Source organism: Arthrobacter alpinus (genome assembly GCF_001294625.1).
Taxonomy (GTDB): domain Bacteria; phylum Actinomycetota; class Actinomycetes; order Actinomycetales; family Micrococcaceae; genus Specibacter; species Specibacter alpinus_A.
On the sequence record NZ_CP012677.1, the window covers coordinates 3,509,205 to 3,527,501 of the forward strand.

Here is an 18,297-nt window from a genome sequence, read left to right on the forward strand (position 1 = left end):
GTCCCTGACAGGCCAGGGGGCGGGGCGTTTCGCCGCTGCCTTGCGTGCTGCGGCACCGCAGCGTGTGGGAGTGGTTTCCTCAGTGGTGGGGCTCAGCGCTGAAGTGCGCGGTTTGCGCTGCGCCGTAGGGGACCTGGTGTGCCTGAGCGGGCGGACACCCGGTGCCCGGCCTATCGACGCCGAGGTTGTCGCCGTGGGGTGGGACACCGTTAAGATCATGCCGCTGGGCCCCCTGGCCGGGCTGGCCCAAGGCGATTTGGTCCATGCCAAGACCGATCCGGTGCTGGTCCCCACAGGCCGGGGCCTGCTGGGCCGGGTGTTGGACGGGCTGGGCCGCCCCATCGACGGCTTGGGACCCCTGCCGGCCAACATTGGCGTGCCCGTGGCCAACTCGGCACCGAACTCAATGGAACGTGCACGCATCAGCACCCCCCTGAGCACCGGCGTGCGTGTCATGGATACGCTGACAACGGTTGGGCGGGGGCAGCGGATGGGCTTGTTTGCCGGTTCAGGTGTGGGCAAGTCGTCGCTGCTGTCCATGATTGCCCGCGGCACCGAAGCCGACGTCTCGGTGATCGCTTTGGTGGGCGAGCGCGGGCGCGAGGTGCGTGAATTCCTCGAAGACGACCTGGGTCCTGAAGGCCTGGCCCGATCCATTGTGGTGGTGGCCACCAGCGACGAGCCGGCACTTGTCAGGCTGCGGGCAGCATTCACGGCTACCCGGATCGCCGAGTCCTTCCGCGACGCCGGCGCCGACGTCATGTTGATGATGGACTCGCTCACCCGCGTGGCCATGGCCCAGCGTGAAATCGGGCTCTCCGTAGGCGAGCCGCCGGCGACACGCGGCTACCCGCCGTCGACCTTTTCGGTCCTGGCCCGGCTGCTGGAACGCGCCGGCACGGACAAGATCGGCTCGGTCACCGGCATGTACACGGTCCTGGTGGACGGCGATGACCACAATGAGCCCATTGCGGATGCCGTGCGCTCGATCCTGGACGGGCACATTGTGCTGGATCGAAAGCTGGCCGTCGCCGGCCACTTTCCCTCCATTGACGCCCTCGCGTCCATCTCCCGGGTGGCCTCGAAGGTGTGCACTGCGGAGCAGAAGCACGACGCCGCAACCTTGCGCCGGGTCATGGCGGCCCGCCGGGCGGCGCAGGACTTGATAGACGTGGGCGCGTATCAAGGCGGCTCAAACCCGTTGGTGGATGCCGCGCTGGCCCACTCAGGCGCCATAGACGGGTTCCTGCAGCAAAACCTTGACCACCAGGTGCCCGGCGAGCTGGCATGGAACGATCTGCACTCACTCGTCACCTCGTTTGGAGGGCTTCAATGACCAAGGCATTCAGGCTGGGCGGCTTGCTGCGCTACCGCCGGCTGCAAGAAGACCAAGCCTCCGCAGGCCTGGCCCGCGCCAACGCCACCCGCCGCACCCATGCCCAGCGCATGGCGGCCGTCCGGGGTGAACTCTCCGACAGCGATGCCGACGTCAGCTCAGCAACCGCACTTAAAGCCGCCGCTGCGTCGCGGGCCGCGTCCCGGAGCCTGTTGCTGGAGCTACAGACGCTCGGTGCCGTCATTGACGCCGATGCGCACTGTGCGCAGGCGGCCCTGGTCAAGGCGAAAATGGCTGCCAGTGCGCTGGAAAAACTCTCGGAGAAACATGACAAGGACTGTGAGGATGCCGCATTGGTTGATGAACAAAAGTTCCTGGATGAGCTGGCCCTCACCCGCCGGGCAGGCCGGGCATGACCGCCGTGGGTGCAGGCACTTTGCTTGCTGCCGTGGCCCCTGCCCGCCGTGCGAGCGGAGGCGACCACGGCCAGGAGAGGACAGGCTTTTCCGACAGCCTGCAGGGCGCGGTTGACGCGGGCCTCGGTGACGGGGGTGCCGTGCAGCAAGCGCCGGCAGCAGCCGACCCTGGACTCTTCGGAGCAGAAGGAAGTCACGCGCACGGCGCCGAGCAGCTAGCGTCGTGGCCCGTAAACCACGCCATCCCGACAGGGCTGACGGGAATTGCTGCTCCGTTCACCACCGTGACCGGAACACCTGACGCCGCGCTGAGCGCCGAAGCGTCAGATAATGCTGCGCTTGTCGCTGCAACGGCTGTAGGAGCGATCAGCGACGCAGGGCCGGCGACTCCGGCTGCTCCGGCTGCGGCCACTGATGCAGCAAAAGCACCTGCAGCTGCTGTGGCGAATGCGCCGGTAGCGGCCGCACCCATATCAGCCGCAGGACCCGCAGCAGTCCCTGGCAGCACTGTCCCTGGCGCCGACGTGGCCAGCCCGGACTCAACCAGCCCTAGCCCAACCGGCACCGTCTTGACCAGTGCAGCCTTGACCAGTGCAGCCTTGACCAGTGCAGCCTTGACCAGTGCAGTGCCGAATGGGGCGCCGGGAGCAGCCGGGCCAGCGCCCGGAGCAGCATCTGCGCCGGCGACAGCCAGCCCACCCGTCCAGGTGGTGCCGGCAGATGGTGAAGCGTCCACCGGTGCCACGCAGGTGGAGGGTTCGGATCCAGTGCCGCGCGACGGCGTCGTACCTCCCAAAACGGCGGACGGTGCAGCAGGCCAGCTTGGCACCACCACCAACCCCGCCGTGGTGGCACCCAGCCCGGCGGGCGTGCCCACACCGCCCCAGCAGGTACCGCCAACAGCTGCCGCGGCGGTTGTGAACCAGCCGGGACATCCGCCCCTGGCCGAGCAGTTGAGCCGGCCCATCTTTGCGCTGGCCACGGGACAAAATGGCGGCCAGATCATGACGGTGCAGGTGGTGCCGGATTCGCTGGGGCCGGTGACGGTGCGGGCGCACATGGCCGCAGACGGCATCCGGATTGAACTCCTCGCCGCAACAGACCTCGGCAGAGACGGCCTGCGGCTGATCATGGCAGACCTCAAACGAGATCTGTCCGGGCAGGGGATCACGTCCTCGCTGAGCCTGAACCCGGAGCTGGGGGGTGGGGCCGGAGGATCCGGGCAAGCCTTCCGGGGCAATGCCGGCGCTCCCACCGGCACCTGGAACCAGGGGTCCGGAGCCGAAACGGCAGGTGAGGCGCCGCCGTCGTCCGCACCGGCCAACAGGACTTTAAGTACCATCTCACTGGACATCACGGTCTAGACAGGAGCGCCACCATCACCATCGACCCCCTCGCCGGGCCCCCCAGGGCAAACGGTATCTATAGCAACACTCCTGCACGGGCACCGAAACAGGAGATGGACTCGGAAGTGTTCATGAACTTGTTGGTGGCTCAGCTGCGCAACCAGGACCCGTCCTCACCCATGGACACGAACCAGATGATCAGCCAAACCACCCAGTTAGCCACCATGGAAAAGCTCACCAGCATGGACAAGGTCGCCATCGAGAACTTCTCGCTGCAGATGCGCATGTCGGCGGCCGCGTTGATTGGACAGACCGTCTCGTGGCTGGACAAGGACGGTACCACCACCAAGAGTGGCGTTGCCGAATCCGTCTCCTTCGCCTCCGGTGTTCCCGTGGTGAAGGTGGGCGAGATGAACATTCCCCTGGACCAAATTTCCGGCGTCACAGCACCTCAAATTAATATTCCCCAACCGGCATAGAAGGGCTCCACCATGCTTCGCTCACTGTATTCAGGTATTTCCGGCCTCCGCGCCCACCAGACCATGCTTGATGTCACCGGCAACAACATTGCCAACGTCAACACGGCCGGGTTCAAGGGTTCCTCGGTGCAGTTCCAGGACACCCTTTCCCAGATTTCCCGCCCGGGCTCGCCCGCGCAGGAACGCACCGGCGGAACGAACGCCGCCCAAGTGGGCCTGGGCGTCCAGGTGTCGGCCATCTCCACCAACTTCTCCCAGGGCTCGGCCCAGGCCACCGGCCGGGCCACGGACATGATGATCTCCGGAGACGGCTTCTTCATCACCTCCAAGGGCGGCCAGCAGTCCTACGCCCGCGCCGGAGCCTTTGACTTTGACTCCCGCGGCCGCTTGGTTTCCCCCGACGGGGCGCTGCTTCAGGGGTGGGTTGCCAACAACGGCGCGGTCAGCACCGGTGGCGCGCTGGGTGATATCCGCATCTCCAAGGACATGGTGGCGCCCCCTAAAGCCAGCACCAATGCCGTTCTTGGCGGCAATCTGCCCGCCGATGCCAAGGACGGCATCATGGTGGTTCGTGATGTGCAGGTCTACGACGCCACGGGTGCAGCACGCCAGCTGTCCATGACCTTCACCAAGACAGCCGCAGGCTGGAATGCTGATGCCGCCGATGACAAGGGCGCCACCACCGCCACCTTGGCGTTGACCTTTGTTGACGGCAAGCTCACCAGCGGCAGCACCCTGGGGCCGGTGGGCGGTGTCACAGTGGACTTGAGCGCGCTGACAGGCAATGCCGGGGACACCACCGCCGCCGTGAAAAGCCAGGACGGCAACGCCGCAGGAACCCTGGAATCCTTCAGCATGGGCACCGACGGAACGTTGACAGGAACCTTCTCCAACGGCGAAAACATGGTGATTGGGCAGGTTGCCCTGGCCAACTTCACCAACCCAGGGGGCCTGGAAAAAATTGGTTCCTCCAGCTACCGGGCAACGGCATCCTCCGGTGCAGCAACCATAGGCATCGGCGGGCGGGGCGGGCTGGGCGAGCTCACCAGCGGATACATAGAAATGTCCAACGTTGACCTGTCCCAGGAATTCACCAACCTGATTGTTGCTCAGCGTGGTTTCCAGGCCAACGCTCGCATCATCACCACCTCCGATGAGGTCCTGCAGGAACTGACGCAGCTCAAACGCTAGCCGGCCCCCACCCCACCACTCCTAACGGATGGGGTGGGGTGGTCGACAGTGAGTGGCAGTACGTGGTTGACACCATGCGAACTGCGAAAAAGGATGCGTCGATGATAGTAGTGACCCGCCTTGACGGCCGGCACTTTGCGGTGAATCCGGACCTGATTGAACGCATCTTCGAGTCCCCTGACACAACCCTCGTCATGGCCGACGGGGCGCGGTTCATTGTCACCGAAGCCATGGTGGAGGTCATTGAAAAGATTGCCCACTTCCGTGCCCGCGTCATCTCCATCGCCTACAACGACGATGACGAGGGCGCCACAACGCGCACGTCACCACGCCTGAGCATCATTCATCCCACCGGGCCAGCCGGTGGCGCAACCACGGGCGGGCACTGACACATGGATCCGGCAACAATTATCGGCCTAGTGATCGCTTTCGGGTCACTGGTGGCAATGATCAATCTCGAAGGGTCAACGGTAAGCAGCGTTATCCTGATCCCGCCGATGCTCCTAGTGTTCGTCGGCACCATCGCCGTGGGCATGGCAGGGTCCACGTTCAAGGATTTCATCTTCTCGTTCAAATCCCTGCCCAGGGCCTTCCTGTCCAAGCCTGCCTCGCCGGGGGGCAGTATTGACACAGTGGTCCAACTGGCCGACAAGGCGCGCCGCCAGGGACTGCTTTCCTTGGAGGAAGACGCGGCCAACACCAAGGACGAGTTCCTGCGCGACGCCCTGCAGAACATTGCCGACGGCACCGACGGCGACGAGCTTCGGGACATGCTCGACGACGCCATTGATACCAAGATTAAATCCGATGGTATCGCCTCCAAGTTCTTTGCGACACTGGGCGGCTATGCCCCCACCGTGGGCATCATCGGAACGGTTGTTTCCCTGACCCATGTGCTGGAGAACCTCTCAGACCCCGCCACGCTGGGCCCCATGATTGCCAGCGCCTTCGTCGCCACCCTGTGGGGCCTGCTCTCAGCAAACTTCATCTGGCTGCCTATCGGTTCGCGACTGGCCCGGCTCTCCGAGCTGGAGGTGGAACGGATGACCTTGGTGATGGAGGGAGTCCTGGCCGTCCAGGCCGGTTCCCAGCCCACACTGCTGCGTGAACGGCTCCTGGCGATGGTGCCCAAACACCACAGGGTACCGCAGAAGAAGTCGAGCAAGAACGTCAATATCGATCCCGACGAGCAGATGAAGTCGGCCGCGTGAGTAGTGGTAGGGGACGGGGCCGAAAACGCCGGGGAGCGCCCGCCCAGTCCCACCCCGATGAACGGTGGATGGCCTCCTATATGGACATGGTCACCGTGCTGATGTGCATGTTCATAGTGCTCTTTGCCATGTCCTCGGTGGACAATGAAAAGTTTGTCCAACTCCGGGACTCCCTGGCCACCGGCTTTGGCCAAGTGGACGTTGGCAAGATCGACACGGCAAAAGGGGTGGTTGTTGCTCCGGTCGACGTCGGCAAGGAAGGCACCATGACGCAGGACTACATGTCCTTGGCGTTGGCCGAGGTAGACAAGCTGAGCGCCCTGCGGGAGGACATGCACACGCGGCTGACAAGCGCCGGGCTGGACGGCAACGTTCAATTCGACATTGACCAGCGCGGGCTGAGCGTGAAACTCATGGGCTCGCAGACGTTCTTCTTCCCTGACAGCCCGACTCTGTCAGAGACCGCGGTAAAGGTCCTCACGACCGTGGCGCCGGTACTGGAAAGCGCCCACCTGGAACTATCCGTTGAGGGGCATGCTGCCAACGCCATCACCAACTATCCTTCGGTGTGGGAGCTCTCCTCCGAACGCGCCGTCGGGGTTCTGCGTTTCTTGGTGGAGCAGTGCCGTATCCCTGCGGGGAGCATCGGGGCCGTGGGCTATGGTTCGGCACGCCAGGTCAACGACGACTCCACGGAGGCGCTGCGGGAACTCAATAGACGGGTGGACATCGTGGTGCTCTCTAGCCAGAGTGAGGGAGTTCGGGAGCTAATTCCTGAAGCGTTGAAAGAAAAAGCTGCGCATCCCTAACGAGGGGGCTCTGGGTGCCGATAGTGCCATGAGTGCCAGCCTTCCAACATAACCCCGCCGCTACTGCAGCCGCGATGGGGCGTGCCGTGGAACTTTATGATTTCTCCCGGCCGGCCACCCTGGTCAGGGAGCACGCCCGCAGGCTCGAAGGGGTGTTCGAAACTTTTGCCCGACAATGGGCAACGCAGCTGACGTCGCGTCTGCGGATCAACTCGACTGTCACCTCAGGCAACGTCACCACGATGACGTACAACGACTATGCCGGTTCCCTCCCCGAAGAGACACTCATGGTGCTCGTTGCGCTGGACGGGCATGAAGCCAGGGGTGTGATGCAGTTCCCCGTGAACGCCGCCCTGTCCTGGGTGTCACGCATGCTCGGAAGCACCGGCACCCAGGCGCCGAGCTTCCGTAAACTGACTGAGATTGAGCAGGCGCTCATCCGACGGCTGGCAGAAGACGCTCTGGAAGACCTGGGGTATTCATTTGGCCCGCTGTTAAGCGCGCGGATGCGGGTGACGGGCATGCATTTCAATTCCCGCACCGCCCAGGCCACGGCCACCGACACGTCGATGGTGGTTGCCCCGTTCACAGTGCGCAGCGGCGCGGAGGAGTGGCAGGCCACAGTGGCACTGCCCGCGCAGCTTGTGCTGTCCCAACTGGTCGAGCAGGATCCTGCCGGTGACACGGGCGCTGCAGCATTGTTGCTGCGAGGCCAAGTGTCCCAAGTGCCGGTTGAGGTGGCGGTGGAGCTGGTAGCCACCCCAGTGACAGCCACAGCGATCTTGCACCTGGCAGTCGGGGATGTCTTAGCGATCCCGCACCCGGTCGGGAAGCCTTTTAGCGTGACACTGAACGGGAAAGCGGTGGCCCGCGCGGTGGGGGTCGCCCACGGTTCTCGGCAGGGCGCACAAATAGTTTCAATTGAGGAGAACGTTTCGTGACAACCACGCTGACACAACAGGCCATCGCCGCGGACGCCTTGGCGGCTTTGCTGCCCGCATCCACGCCTCTGGAAGCCACCCCGTGGCCAGTTACGGCCGGTGAGATCCCTGCCTCCGGCATGTCAACACTGAGCGTTGACTACCTTGGTGCGGTCTCCGCCGAACTAGCCATCACCCTGCCGTCCTCCAGCGAGAGGGCAATTCGGGAGGCGGGGGGCCCGGGGGCCATCTCCGCTGCGGACATCCTGCGCCCGGCGCTGGAAGCCGCGGCACAAACTCTTGGCTCAGGGGTTCTCGGCGATGTTGGAGAAGGCGCCTCCGCCGCACTTTTCAGTGACCCTGAAACAAACGTCTTCCGCCTGACGGAGCCCGGAAACTCGGTGGCTTTTGCCTGGTTCGCGATCCGCCTTCGCAGCAACGGGACGCGTCCGGCCACCGCCGCGGCGACGGTCAGTGCCCAGAACATGGGTCGCATCCATGATGTGGAAATGGCACTGTCGGTGGTCATTGGCCACACCCGGATGACCGTGGCCAACGTCCTGGGTCTTGAACCGGGCGACGTGGTGGACCTGGACAGGGCCGCAGGTGCCCCCGCAGACATCCTACTCAATGGGCGGCTGATAGGACACGGCGAAATTGTTGTTGTGGACCAGGAGTATGGCATCCGTGTCACCAAGATTCTGGATGCAGCGGAGACGGTCGGCTAAGTGGACACCTTCCTGCTTGTCCTGCGGGTGGGGCTTGCCCTGGCAGTGGTGATGCTGCTGTTGTGGATGGCCCAAAAACGGTTTGCCAAGGGAAATAACGGCGCCGCCGGTGTGCAGCTGGAGGTGGTCAGCCGGCGCAATGTGGGCCAAAAAGCCTCGGTGGTGATGGTTGACGCCGACGGCCAACGGTTCCTTCTCGGCGTGACCGAGCACAACGTCAACGTCCTGCACAGCGCTCCCGCGCCCGTTCCCGAACCGGTGTTTTCCCACGCACTCAACCAAGCAGGAACGTTCGACGGGCTGGTGGCGCCCAGCAGTGACAAGCGCCCCCGCTCAGACCCCAACGCTCTTTCCGGCTCAATCTTGTCCCCCAAAACCTGGCAGCAGGCATGGGATGCGGTGCGCAAGGGCATTAGTCCGTGAGCTACGATTCGGTAACCCTGCGACGCTGGGGCCGTGCGGCACTGATGCTCGGGCTGCTGCTGGGTGCCTTGGTGGCGTTCCAACTGCTCTTTACCTCATCAGCGCAGGCACTCACGGTGATGGCACCGGGGGACCCTGTGCAGCCGACACCGCCGACACCGCCCACCGATGCCGGTACCGGCGGAATAAACCTTTCCATCAACGGGCTCAACGGCGAACCCAGCTCGGCAATCGTGACGCTGATCGCCATCACCTTGTTGTCGGTGGCGCCGGCCCTGCTGTTGATGATGACCTCTTTCACCAAGATCTTCGTGGTCCTGGCGATGACACGGAACGCTTTGGGCCTTCCCTCGATCCCGCCCAACCAGGTTTTGGCCGGGCTGGCGCTCTTCTTGTCCTTGTTCATCATGTCTCCGGTGCTGATGGAGATCAACAACACCGCCATCCAGCCCTATCTCAACGGCAGCCTGGACGTCAGCGGCGCCTTCAACGTGGCCGGCGGTCCGCTGCGCCACTTCATGCTGCCCCAGACCCGCGAAGAAGACATTGCGCTGATGACCCGGTCGGCAGGTCGGGAGAACCCGGAAAGCCCTGACGCAGTACCCATGCTGACACTAATTCCGGCGTTTATGATCTCCGAACTGCGCAGTGCCTTCATCATCGGTTTCGTCATTTTTGTTCCCTTCCTGATCATCGACATCGTTGTGGCCTCCGCCCTGATGTCCATGGGCATGATGATGCTCCCGCCGGTGATGATCTCCTTGCCGTTCAAGATCTTGTTGTTTGTCCTGGTTGACGGCTGGGGCTTGATCATCACAGCCCTAGTACAAAGTTATGGCGGTGTCACGTGAATACCTCAGAGGTCTTGAACATCGCCGTCCAGGCCCTGTGGGTCGCGGCGAAACTCTGTGCCCCCATCTTGTTGACGGCCCTGGTGATTGGCTTTGCCATCTCCTTGCTGCAATCCATCACCCAGGTTCAGGAAGCAACACTGTCCTTTGTTCCCAAGGCGGTTGGCGTTGCGCTGGCACTGCTGATTTCAGGGCATTGGATGATCACCGAGATCGTCACGTTCACTCATGACCTCTTCGATAAGATCCCCATCCTTCTGAGGGGTTGAGCGGTGAACATTCCCATCGAGCTGGGATGGTTGGAGGCAACCATGCTGGCCGCAGTGCGGATGACGGCGTTCATCGTCATTGCGCCACCGTTTTCCTACAACGCCATCCCGTTGCGAATCAAGGGCATGCTGGCGTTGGGCCTGGCCCTGGCCATGTCGGCTCGCCTGCCAGCCACGGGGGCTGTGAGCGAGACCGGCACCTTCCTTGTGGCCCTGATATTGGAAATGGTCACCGGTGCAGCGCTGGGCTTTTTGGTCTACCTGGTCTTCGCGGCGGTCCAGACAGCGGGCGCCATGATCGACACTTTTGGCGGCTTTGCCATGGCGCAGGCCTTCGACCCACAATCCATGGTCAACGGCGCCCAATTCACCAAACTCTTCCAGATGACTGCGCTGGCGCTGTTGTTCGCCTCGGACGGCTACCAGCTGATCATTGGCGGACTGGTCCGCTCCTTTGACGCCATCCCCGTAGGTGCCGGGTTTGACCTGGCACATCCGGCCCAAGTCATCGCCACGGCCACTACGGGGATGTTCCTGGCTGCGGTGCAAATCGCCGGGCCGCTGCTGGTGGTGTTGTTTCTGGCCGACGCCGGACTGGGCCTGCTGACGAGGGTGGCTCCGGCGCTCAACGCCTTCGCCATGGGCTTTCCCTTAAAGATCATGCTCACACTTGCCCTGGGGGGCATGCTCGTACTGGGTCTTGGCCATGTGGTTCCTGGCATGGTTGACACGGTCCTGAACTATTTGGCGAAGGCAGGCGCACGTGGCTGATCCAACAGGGGAGAGAACCGAAAAGGCCACCGACAAGCGGATGAAGGAGGTCCGGGAAAAGGGTCAACTGACCCGATCCCAGGACTTGACGGCCTGGGTGGGCGTGGGCGCGGCAGTGGTGATGTTCCCGGGGGTAATTGCACGTACCGTCGACGCGTTGGCCGACCAGATGTTCACGGCAGTGGCCATAACAGCGCACCCGGACCCCAAGCTCGCCCTCCAAGCCCTGGAAGCGGGGTTGGGCGCGCTGGCAGGCATCCTAGGCCCCATGCTCTTGATCGTGGCGGCGGCCGTGATCGCCGCGGCGGCCATCCAGGGCGGCATCCGGTTTAAGAAGTTCGCCCCCAAATTTGAGCAGTTCGATCTGTTAAAAGGGCTCAAGAACGTGGTGGGCACCCAGGCACTGTGGAACGGGGTGAAGGCCCTGCTGAAAACCGCAGTGGTGGGCTTGGTCCTCTACGCTGTCATCCAGGGCATGGTCCCGGTCCTGCTCCAGGCTGGGGGCCTGCAAATATCGGATCTGTTGGCGGCTGCAGGGCGCGGCGTCATTTCTCTGGTCCAGTTTGCCGTGGCCGCCGGCATGCTGCTGGCCGTGGCGGACGTGTTTGTCATCGCCCGGCGCAACCGCAAGAAAACCCGCATGACCAAAAAAGAGGTCACCGATGAACACAAGTCAAGTGACGGCGATCCCATGATCAAGTCAGCCCGGCGGCAACGCCAGCTCGCCATGGCCCGCAACCGCATGATGAGCGCGGTGGGGACGGCCGACGTCGTCCTCATCAACCCCACGCATGTGGCGGTGGCGCTGCGGTACGAGCCGGGGAAGTCGGCGCCCCGTGTGGTGGCCAAGGGTGCGGACAGGGTGGCCACCCGTATCCGGGCCGAGGCCGAGGCCAAGAAGGTGCCCCTGGTCAAGGACATCCCACTGGCTAGGGCGCTCCACGGCTCCTGCGAGCTGGGCGCCGAAATCCCCGTGGAGCTGTACAACCAGGTGGCGGCGGTGCTTGCGTTCGTGATGGCCCTGAAGAAACGCGGGGCCACGGCGGGCACCCACCAGATCCTGCCCGCCGGTTCTTCCGTCCCTGCCTCCTTGATCCCCAAGCCCTTGATCGCCACGACCGAAGGAATACCCGCGTGAACCGCAACGTCTCGAAGCTGGCCATTCCCATGGGGGTGGTGGGAATTGTGCTGCTCCTGGTGGTCCCCATTCCGGCCATGCTGCTGGACATCCTGATTATCATCAACATCGTCTTCGCCCTGCTGGTGTTGATGAACAGCATGTTCGTGAAGAAGCCGCTGGACTTCTCGGTGTTTCCGTCCTTGCTGCTCGTGGCCACGTTGTTCCGGCTTGGCCTGAACGTTGCCTCCACCCGCCTGGTGCTGGGGCACGCCCATGCCGGTCAGGTGATTCAGGCGTTTGGTGAGGTGACGGTTGGCGGGAACCTGATCATTGGCGGGGTGATCTTTTTGATCCTGGTTGTCATCCAGTTTGTGGTGGTGACCAAGGGTGCCGAACGTGTGGCCGAGGTGGGTGCCCGTTTCACGCTTGACGCCATGCCAGGCAAGCAGATGGCCATTGACGCAGACTTGAACGCCGGGTTGATCACCGATGTCGAGGCCAAGGAACGGCGCGTGGAGGTCTCGGCGGAAGCCGATTTCTACGGTGCCATGGACGGCGCCTCCAAGTTCGTCAAGGGTGACGCCATTGTGGGGATCATCATTATCATCATCAACCTGGTGGGTGGTATCGGGATCGGGATGCTCCAACGTGGCATGGACTTTGCCGACGCCGTGAACACCTACTCCCTGCTGTCGGTTGGTGACGGCTTGGTGTCCCAGATCCCGGCCCTGTTGATGGCCGTGGCCACCGGCATGATCGTCACCCGCGCCAACGCCTCCTCCGACATGGGCACGACGGCGGCGCAGCAGCTGACGCAGTCACGCCCGGCCATGATGGTGGCCGGGACCGCAGCCATCATCATGGCGGTCATCCCCGGCATGCCGGCATTCTTCTTCCTGGCCGTGGGAGCCTTGCTGCTGTTCCTGGGGCAAAGGGTGAAAGCGGCGCAGACAGCGGCAGCCAAGGCCGCAACCCTTGAGGCGATCTCGGCCGCGCCGCAGACTGAAACCACCGACGACATCATGGCGGCGATGCGGGTGCAGCCACTGGAAATCCAGCTTTCCACCGACCTGGTGGACCTGGTATCCGGTTCTGCCGACGATCTACTGGCACGCATCAGGGCCTTGCGGCACAAGGTGGCCATGGAAATGGGTGTGGTGGTGCCCCCGGTTCGCACCCGCGACCACGTTGAACTGCCGGAGGCCACGTATGTGATCAGGATTGCCGGCGTGGAGGCAGGACGCGGCAACGCCCCGGCCGGAAGGGTCCTGGCGCTCGGTGACCAGCTTGCCGGGCTTCCTGGCACCCCCACAGTGGAACCGGTGTTTGGGCTGGCCGGAAAGTGGATCCCGGCGGAGATGCGGCACAGTGCCGAAATGTCCGGTGCCACAGTGATCGACAGGGTCTCCGTGGTCATCACACACCTCTCAGCGATTGTCACGGCAAACGCCGCACGCCTGCTCAGCCGTGAAGACGTGCGGGTCTTGACCGAGGGGGTCAAGGAAGTATCGCCGTCGATCGTTGAGGAATTGATCCCCGGGATACTCTCCCTCGGCGAGGTGCAGCGCGTGTTGCAGGGACTGCTGGGTGAGCAGGTGCCCATCAACGACCTTCCCCGCATTTACGAGTCCCTGTCGCTGCAGGCGAAAAAGAGCACCGACCCCGAGGGCCTGATCGAGGCTGCCCGCTCGGCCCTGGGGCCTGTTATCGCCGACAAATATATTGAAGGCGGCTCGCTGGCTGTGCTGATGATTGACCCCGGCCTGGAACAATCCTTGCTGGAAGGCCTGCGCCCCTCGGAGCTGGGCTCGCAGATAGTGCTTGACCCGTCCCGGCTCGAGGCGTTCCTGACCTCCGTGACCGAAACCAACTCTCTCGCCGAACAAGCCGGCCGCAATGCCGTCCTGGTGTGCGCCCCGGCGCTTCGGCCGGCCATTTGGCGGCTCGTGTCCGGGCGTATAAAGGGGCTTCCGGTGGTGTCCTACACAGAGGCGACAGCAGGAAACCCCACCATAGACACGGTGGGGGTGGTGCGCGTTGTCCAGTCAATTTCAGCTTAGGGGCCACAGCATGGAAAGCCTGCGCTGGCAGTTGTTCGAGAGCTACGGCGCCAGAGCCCGCATCATCCGAGCCGAACGTATCCAAACGGGGGGCCTATTTGGCATCGGCGCCACCACGTCCTATGAGGTGACCGTCCAGGTAGACGGCGGAAAGTCACCGAAAGCTGACCCACCCACCCGCAGGGGAACTGCCCGCAACCGGGCGTCCCGCGGCAGGGAAACGCTACGAAGTGGTTTGGCCCATCTCTTGGCCGACGCCGACGACGGCGATCGCGCAATCGCATCCACACCCACCCTGGTCTCCACCCAGAAACCGGACTTTGACCTGGTGCTTGAAAGGGTGAGCGAAACCATGGGCGCCGCGCCTGCTGCCGGTGCAACACCGGCCACGGCCATGGAGCCCGCGCCGGTCGTGGAACCGGGCGACCGTGCCGTGGAACAGGGGGACCTGGCCGGCGTTCCGGCCTTATCGGGACGGGCAGGAGACCTGGTGGTCCTGGTGGGCGTCCGCGACCACCCACTACTCACGGCCTGGACCATGGCCCAGTCCCTTCCTGACGGGGCCGTCATTCGGACGGCAGGGGACCACCGTCAAGAAGGTGTGGACCACCTCATTATTGACGGAAACGAGATCACGAAGGTTCAGGCGTTGGCCGCCATTGAGGGCAAGCCACTGCTGGTCGCCTTTAGTGTTGGGCAGCGCCGCTCCTCCAACGCGGCCATCCTGTCCTCAGTGCGGGCCGATCAGTTGTGGCTGGTAGTGGATGCTACCCACAAGGCGGCTGATACGCAGGACTGGGTCCGGCAGGCGTCTTGGTTCTCCGTTCCCACCGCTGTGGCCGTGTTGGGTTCCACGCAGACCACCACCCCGGAAACCGTCAACGAGCTGGGTTACCCCGTGGGCTGGGTTGACGGCTACCCGGCAACAGCGCCCCTGCTCTAAGATTGAGCCGATCAGCACATCCATGGAAGGAAAATCATGCTGGTATTGACACGCAAGATTGGCGAGAAGATCGTCATAGGCAACAACATCACCATCACCATTCTTGACGGCGGGCGCGGTGACGGTGTCCGCATCGGCATCGACGCGCCCCGGGATGTGAGCATCCATCGCAGCGAAGTGGTGGAAGCCGTCTCAACGAGCAACTTGGAAGCCGTCCAGGCGGCGGATGCGACGGATCAAGGTGACGCCACGCCCGAACAGCTCATCATTGCGGCGCTGGGATTGGGGCCCAGCTAAAGTCCATGCAGGAATCGGTGCCCACCGTGAAAGTGGTGTTGGCGCCGCCCACGTCCCCGCGGCGCTATTTTTCCCAGGGAGCCTTGAGCGGGAAGTACTTTTGCAAAAAGTCTGTGACGCGGGCCAGACGTTCCTCAGGGCCTACTTCCGGGGAACTGCCGTCATTGAGGCACAGGAAGTCGGCATTGCGCTTGAGCAGGATCCGTTCCAGTGACGCCAGCCCTTTCTCAGTGGTCGTGTCGACGTAAACGCCTTTGCCGTTCGCGTGCATGACGGCCCGGCCAGTGAATAAAGCGTAGTAATGGTAGAGCGAATTTGTCACGGAAATGTTTGTTGCCGCGCGGAACCGGCTGGCTGCCGTGGCGGCAAACTCCGCCGGGAAGGTGGCCTCCAGTTCTCTCATGACCGATTTGCGGAAAGGTGCTGCGGAGTGCTCCAAATGGCGCGTTGTGAAGCGGCCAAAATTGTCCCAGAGCAGACGCCTGTTCACCCGCGCCGAATTCTCAAAACCGCTCCTTTCCGCCGAGCCCTCGCCCAGACCGATCCGGTTGGGCGAGAGCATGAACCGGGTGATGCCGCCGGGAGAGAAAAACATGGCCGGTGCGAGCGGCCTGCCGAAGAACATGTCGTCATTGGAATATAGATAGTGTTCTGCCAGGCCGGGGATGTGGTGCAGTTGGGATTCCACCGACATGGAATTGTGTGTCGGCAGGACCGATGGATCGGTGAAGTGCTCGGTGCTGCGGACCAGACGGACGCGGGGGTGGTCTGCCAGCCATTGCGGTGCGGGGGAGTCCGTGGCGATGAAGATCTGGCGAATCCAGGGAGCGAACATATATATAGAGCGAAGGGCATATTTCAGCTCATCAATTTGTCTGAACCGCGACTCGTGGCGGTCGCCCTCACCCAGGACGGCGCCGACCTCCTGCTCCCGGCGGGCGCGCTGGTATTCCGGGGAGCTGCCATCCACCCAGCTGAACACAATATCCACCGGGAAGTGGATGTCAAAGGCGTGCTCAGCAAACATGTCCTCGATGGTGGGCCACGTCAGTCCGTGTAGTTCCACCGTTCCGCGCCGTGCCTCGGCGGATGCGATGCTGCGCCGGGTGAGGGAGTTTTCAACCGGGAGCGAGATCTGGCCGTTCTTGAACGTCCATAACTCAAGCTGAACCCCTGTTGCGCCGCCATAGTAGAGCCCGCCCCCCGGTTCCAGGCGGGGCCTGAAAAGTCGCAGGATGCGGGTCTTCTTGGCGGCGGCCAGCTCGCCGTCGGCCACCAGCACCGTCGGCTTCTTCTTCATGTCAATGCTGCGGGCATAAAACGGTTCGGTAGCAAAGGCGCGGACCAGCGCATTCTTCAGGGCATGCCTGTAGGCGTGGTCAATGGCCAGCACGGGGCGTTCGTCATTGCCGCGCACCAGCAAATACGGGATGGCGTACGTGTCCAGGGCGACACGGACAGCGAGCAGGTCCGCCACCATGGCTTGCTGGTGGGTCAGCGTTTCATTGACAAGCGCCAGCCGCGCCTTGTGGACGACGACGTCGCCCCGTTCCAGAAGTCGGGTCGCCGCGGGCGAGTGAAGAGAGGGCAATGCTGGCTCCTGTCGCTGGCGTGCTGGCGTGCAGGCTCGTGTGCCAGCAACTCCTGCGAGCTTACCGCGCAGGGACCTGGCCAAGCCGGAACAGTGCGTTGGGGTCGTACTTGCCTGCCAGCTCGGTCAACCTGTCCAGCACCTGTGGCGTATAGCTGGAGGTGAATCCTTCCGGCCCCTGAGCCGCGGAGAAATTCGGTAAGGTTCCGCCGAATTGCCACGCGTTCATGGCCGTGTGCAGCCCCGTGGCGTGCTCGGCGACGGCGGGCAACTCCGGCGGCGCGGCCACGCCCACCGTGTGCATACCAAACGCGGCGTCGCGGTGGCACAGGGCGCTGGCCACGTCCGGCTCCTGGGACAGGGCACCGCCAAGCTGCCTGATTTCCACAGCCAGTTGTGGCGAACCGGTTCCGGGCCCTGCCGCCTGCAGGAGTGCCTCGACGGTGTCGGTGGAAAAGTCCGTCAACAAGGCAGACCTCTCCGTGGCGGGGAGCGGATCCTCCGGGTCCGAATGCACCATGCCGATCATGGACGAGGGCATCATCGCAACGGCGTCGATCAGTGGCACCCCGGCCGAGCGCATCGGCGCCAGCCAACGGGCGCCGTCGTCCTCGCTGCCGGTAAACACAAATCGGAGCGCTACGGTGAACTTTCCGGCCAGCGGCTCGGGAACACCGGGCATGGGAGGAAGCTGCATGAGCGCCAGCGACGTGGTGGCTTCCGCCGGCAGCGTGGGACACCACTGGGCCCAGGCCCTCGTCACGGCGTCGACGTGGCCCGTGTCAAAGAAGAGCGCACCAGCATAAATGTACGGCAGCTGGAGAAGATCGAACTCGGTGGCGGTGATAATGCCCAGCGATGACTTTCCGCCGCGCAGACCCCAAAAGAGCTCTGGTTCGCTCTCCGCCGTGACGCGTCGGAGGCGGCCGTCGCCGGTGACCGCGTCAAAGGCACGCACCCTATCCGACGCCGCACCAAAGGTCCGCACCATCGGCCCTATCCCACCGCCGCTGGTGTAGCCTGCCACGCTGACATTGGGCGCTAAACCACACAGTCCTGCCAATCCGTGGGCTGCGGTGGCGGCCAGCACGGTTTTCCAGGTGACGCCCGCGCCGGTGCGGGCCCAGCCTTCCGGGTTGATGGTGCATTCTTCAAGTGCCCGGGTATGGATCAGCAGCGCGCCGTCGTGGTCGCTGGCTATGCCATGACCGGTGGCTTGGACGGCAACGAGGAGCCCGTTCGCGGCCGCGAAAAGCACAGCTTCCGCAACGTCCTGGGCCGTTGAAACCGCGACGACGGCTGCCGGGCTGGTGCGGACGGCAACGTTCCACGGTGTGGCCAGCTCAGCAAAGCCGGGTTCGCCCGGCTCGAAAACGCTGCCGCTCACGTGGCGGCGTAAGGTCTCCAAAGGAACGGGCGAGGACGCAGATCTGCTGGGGGGTGTCCATGAAACTCTCCGTAAAGGTGGTGCCAGGCCTGACAGGGGATGAGGCTGAGAGCGAGTTGATAGTAAGCGTGGCACAAACTATGGAACCG

Annotated in this window: 20 protein-coding genes; 18 read left to right on the top strand and 2 right to left on the bottom strand. The window is 63.6% G+C overall.

Going from position 1 to position 18,297, the window contains the following annotated elements; translation table 11 throughout:
* Positions 1–4: 4 nt before the first annotated feature.
* From AOC05_RS15950 to csrA, 18 genes are all read left to right on the top strand, one after another.
* The gene (locus AOC05_RS15950) at positions 5–1,336 is read left to right on the top strand and encodes a FliI/YscN family ATPase (RefSeq protein WP_062009909.1); all 1,332 of its coding nucleotides are present in this window, start codon (positions 5–7) and stop codon (positions 1,334–1,336) included.
* Positions 1,333–1,752, top strand: coding sequence for a hypothetical protein (locus tag AOC05_RS15955; RefSeq protein ID WP_062008260.1), 420 nt, complete (start codon positions 1,333–1,335; stop codon positions 1,750–1,752). Before AOC05_RS15950 ends, AOC05_RS15955 begins: the two co-directional genes overlap by 4 nt.
* Positions 1,749–3,116 carry a flagellar hook-length control protein FliK gene (locus AOC05_RS15960; RefSeq protein ID WP_062008262.1) on the top strand — a complete coding sequence of 456 codons (1,368 nt, stop codon included), beginning with the start codon at positions 1,749–1,751 and terminating at the stop codon, positions 3,114–3,116. The genes AOC05_RS15955 and AOC05_RS15960 overlap by 4 nt, the downstream gene beginning before the upstream one ends.
* A 113-nt stretch (positions 3,117–3,229) precedes the next feature.
* Positions 3,230–3,577 (top strand): flagellar hook assembly protein FlgD, encoded by a 348-nt coding sequence (locus AOC05_RS15965; RefSeq protein WP_230085396.1) that lies wholly within the window; start codon positions 3,230–3,232, stop codon positions 3,575–3,577.
* A gap of 12 nt (positions 3,578–3,589) precedes the next feature.
* The gene (locus AOC05_RS15970; protein WP_062008266.1) at positions 3,590–4,768 is read left to right on the top strand and encodes a flagellar hook protein FlgE; all 1,179 of its coding nucleotides are present in this window, start codon (positions 3,590–3,592) and stop codon (positions 4,766–4,768) included.
* A gap of 74 nt (positions 4,769–4,842) precedes the next feature.
* The gene (locus tag AOC05_RS15975; protein WP_335337599.1) at positions 4,843–5,157 is read left to right on the top strand and encodes a flagellar FlbD family protein; all 315 of its coding nucleotides are present in this window, start codon (positions 4,843–4,845) and stop codon (positions 5,155–5,157) included.
* A 3-nt stretch (positions 5,158–5,160) separates the two neighbouring features.
* A complete protein-coding gene (locus AOC05_RS15980) occupies positions 5,161–5,979 on the top strand; it encodes a motility protein A (RefSeq protein ID WP_062008268.1) in 819 nt (272 codons plus the stop codon).
* Between the two features lie 68 nt (positions 5,980–6,047).
* A complete protein-coding gene (locus AOC05_RS15985) occupies positions 6,048–6,788 on the top strand; it encodes an OmpA/MotB family protein (RefSeq protein WP_082358032.1) in 741 nt (246 codons plus the stop codon).
* A gap of 86 nt (positions 6,789–6,874) precedes the next feature.
* Positions 6,875–7,729, top strand: coding sequence for a flagellar motor switch protein FliM (locus tag AOC05_RS15990; RefSeq protein ID WP_230085399.1), 855 nt, complete (start codon positions 6,875–6,877; stop codon positions 7,727–7,729).
* Positions 7,726–8,436 (top strand): flagellar motor switch protein FliN, encoded by a 711-nt coding sequence (fliN, locus tag AOC05_RS15995; RefSeq protein ID WP_062008274.1) that lies wholly within the window; start codon positions 7,726–7,728, stop codon positions 8,434–8,436. Before AOC05_RS15990 ends, fliN begins: the two co-directional genes overlap by 4 nt.
* Entirely contained in the window at positions 8,437–8,859 is a 423-nt protein-coding gene (locus tag AOC05_RS16000; RefSeq protein ID WP_062008276.1) for a FliO/MopB family protein, read from the top strand. It abuts the gene before it with no gap.
* A gap of 44 nt (positions 8,860–8,903) precedes the next feature.
* On the top strand, positions 8,904–9,710 hold the full coding sequence (gene fliP, locus AOC05_RS16005; protein WP_082358230.1) for a flagellar type III secretion system pore protein FliP: 807 nt from the start codon (positions 8,904–8,906) through the stop codon (positions 9,708–9,710).
* Positions 9,707–9,979: a flagellar biosynthesis protein FliQ gene (gene fliQ / locus AOC05_RS16010; protein ID WP_062008281.1), complete on the top strand. Its 273-nt coding sequence runs from the start codon at positions 9,707–9,709 to the stop codon at positions 9,977–9,979. The genes fliP and fliQ overlap by 4 nt, the downstream gene beginning before the upstream one ends.
* Positions 9,980–9,982: 3 nt before the next feature.
* Complete coding sequence (locus tag AOC05_RS16015) at positions 9,983–10,750, top strand: flagellar biosynthetic protein FliR (protein WP_062008283.1); 768 nt, start codon at positions 9,983–9,985, stop codon at positions 10,748–10,750.
* Entirely contained in the window at positions 10,743–11,888 is a 1,146-nt protein-coding gene (locus AOC05_RS16020) for an EscU/YscU/HrcU family type III secretion system export apparatus switch protein (protein WP_082358033.1), read from the top strand. The genes AOC05_RS16015 and AOC05_RS16020 overlap by 8 nt, the downstream gene beginning before the upstream one ends.
* Positions 11,889–11,917: 29 nt before the next feature.
* Positions 11,918–13,930, top strand: coding sequence for a flagellar biosynthesis protein FlhA (locus AOC05_RS16025; RefSeq protein ID WP_062009914.1), 2,013 nt, complete (start codon positions 11,918–11,920; stop codon positions 13,928–13,930).
* Positions 13,931–13,940: 10 nt separating this feature from the next.
* Complete coding sequence (locus AOC05_RS16030; RefSeq protein WP_062008285.1) at positions 13,941–14,873, top strand: hypothetical protein; 933 nt, start codon at positions 13,941–13,943, stop codon at positions 14,871–14,873.
* 36 nt (positions 14,874–14,909) lie between these two features.
* A complete protein-coding gene (gene csrA, locus AOC05_RS16035) occupies positions 14,910–15,170 on the top strand; it encodes a carbon storage regulator CsrA (protein ID WP_062008287.1) in 261 nt (86 codons plus the stop codon).
* 64 nt (positions 15,171–15,234) lie between these two features.
* Here the strand turns inward: csrA and AOC05_RS16040 are convergent, their stop codons facing one another.
* A complete protein-coding gene (locus AOC05_RS16040) occupies positions 15,235–16,761 on the bottom strand; it encodes a stealth family protein (RefSeq protein ID WP_230085400.1) in 1,527 nt (508 codons plus the stop codon).
* A 61-nt stretch (positions 16,762–16,822) separates the two neighbouring features.
* The gene (locus AOC05_RS16045; RefSeq protein WP_197277843.1) at positions 16,823–18,148 is read right to left on the bottom strand and encodes an FAD-binding oxidoreductase; all 1,326 of its coding nucleotides are present in this window, start codon (positions 18,146–18,148) and stop codon (positions 16,823–16,825) included.
* Positions 18,149–18,297 lie beyond the last annotated feature (149 nt).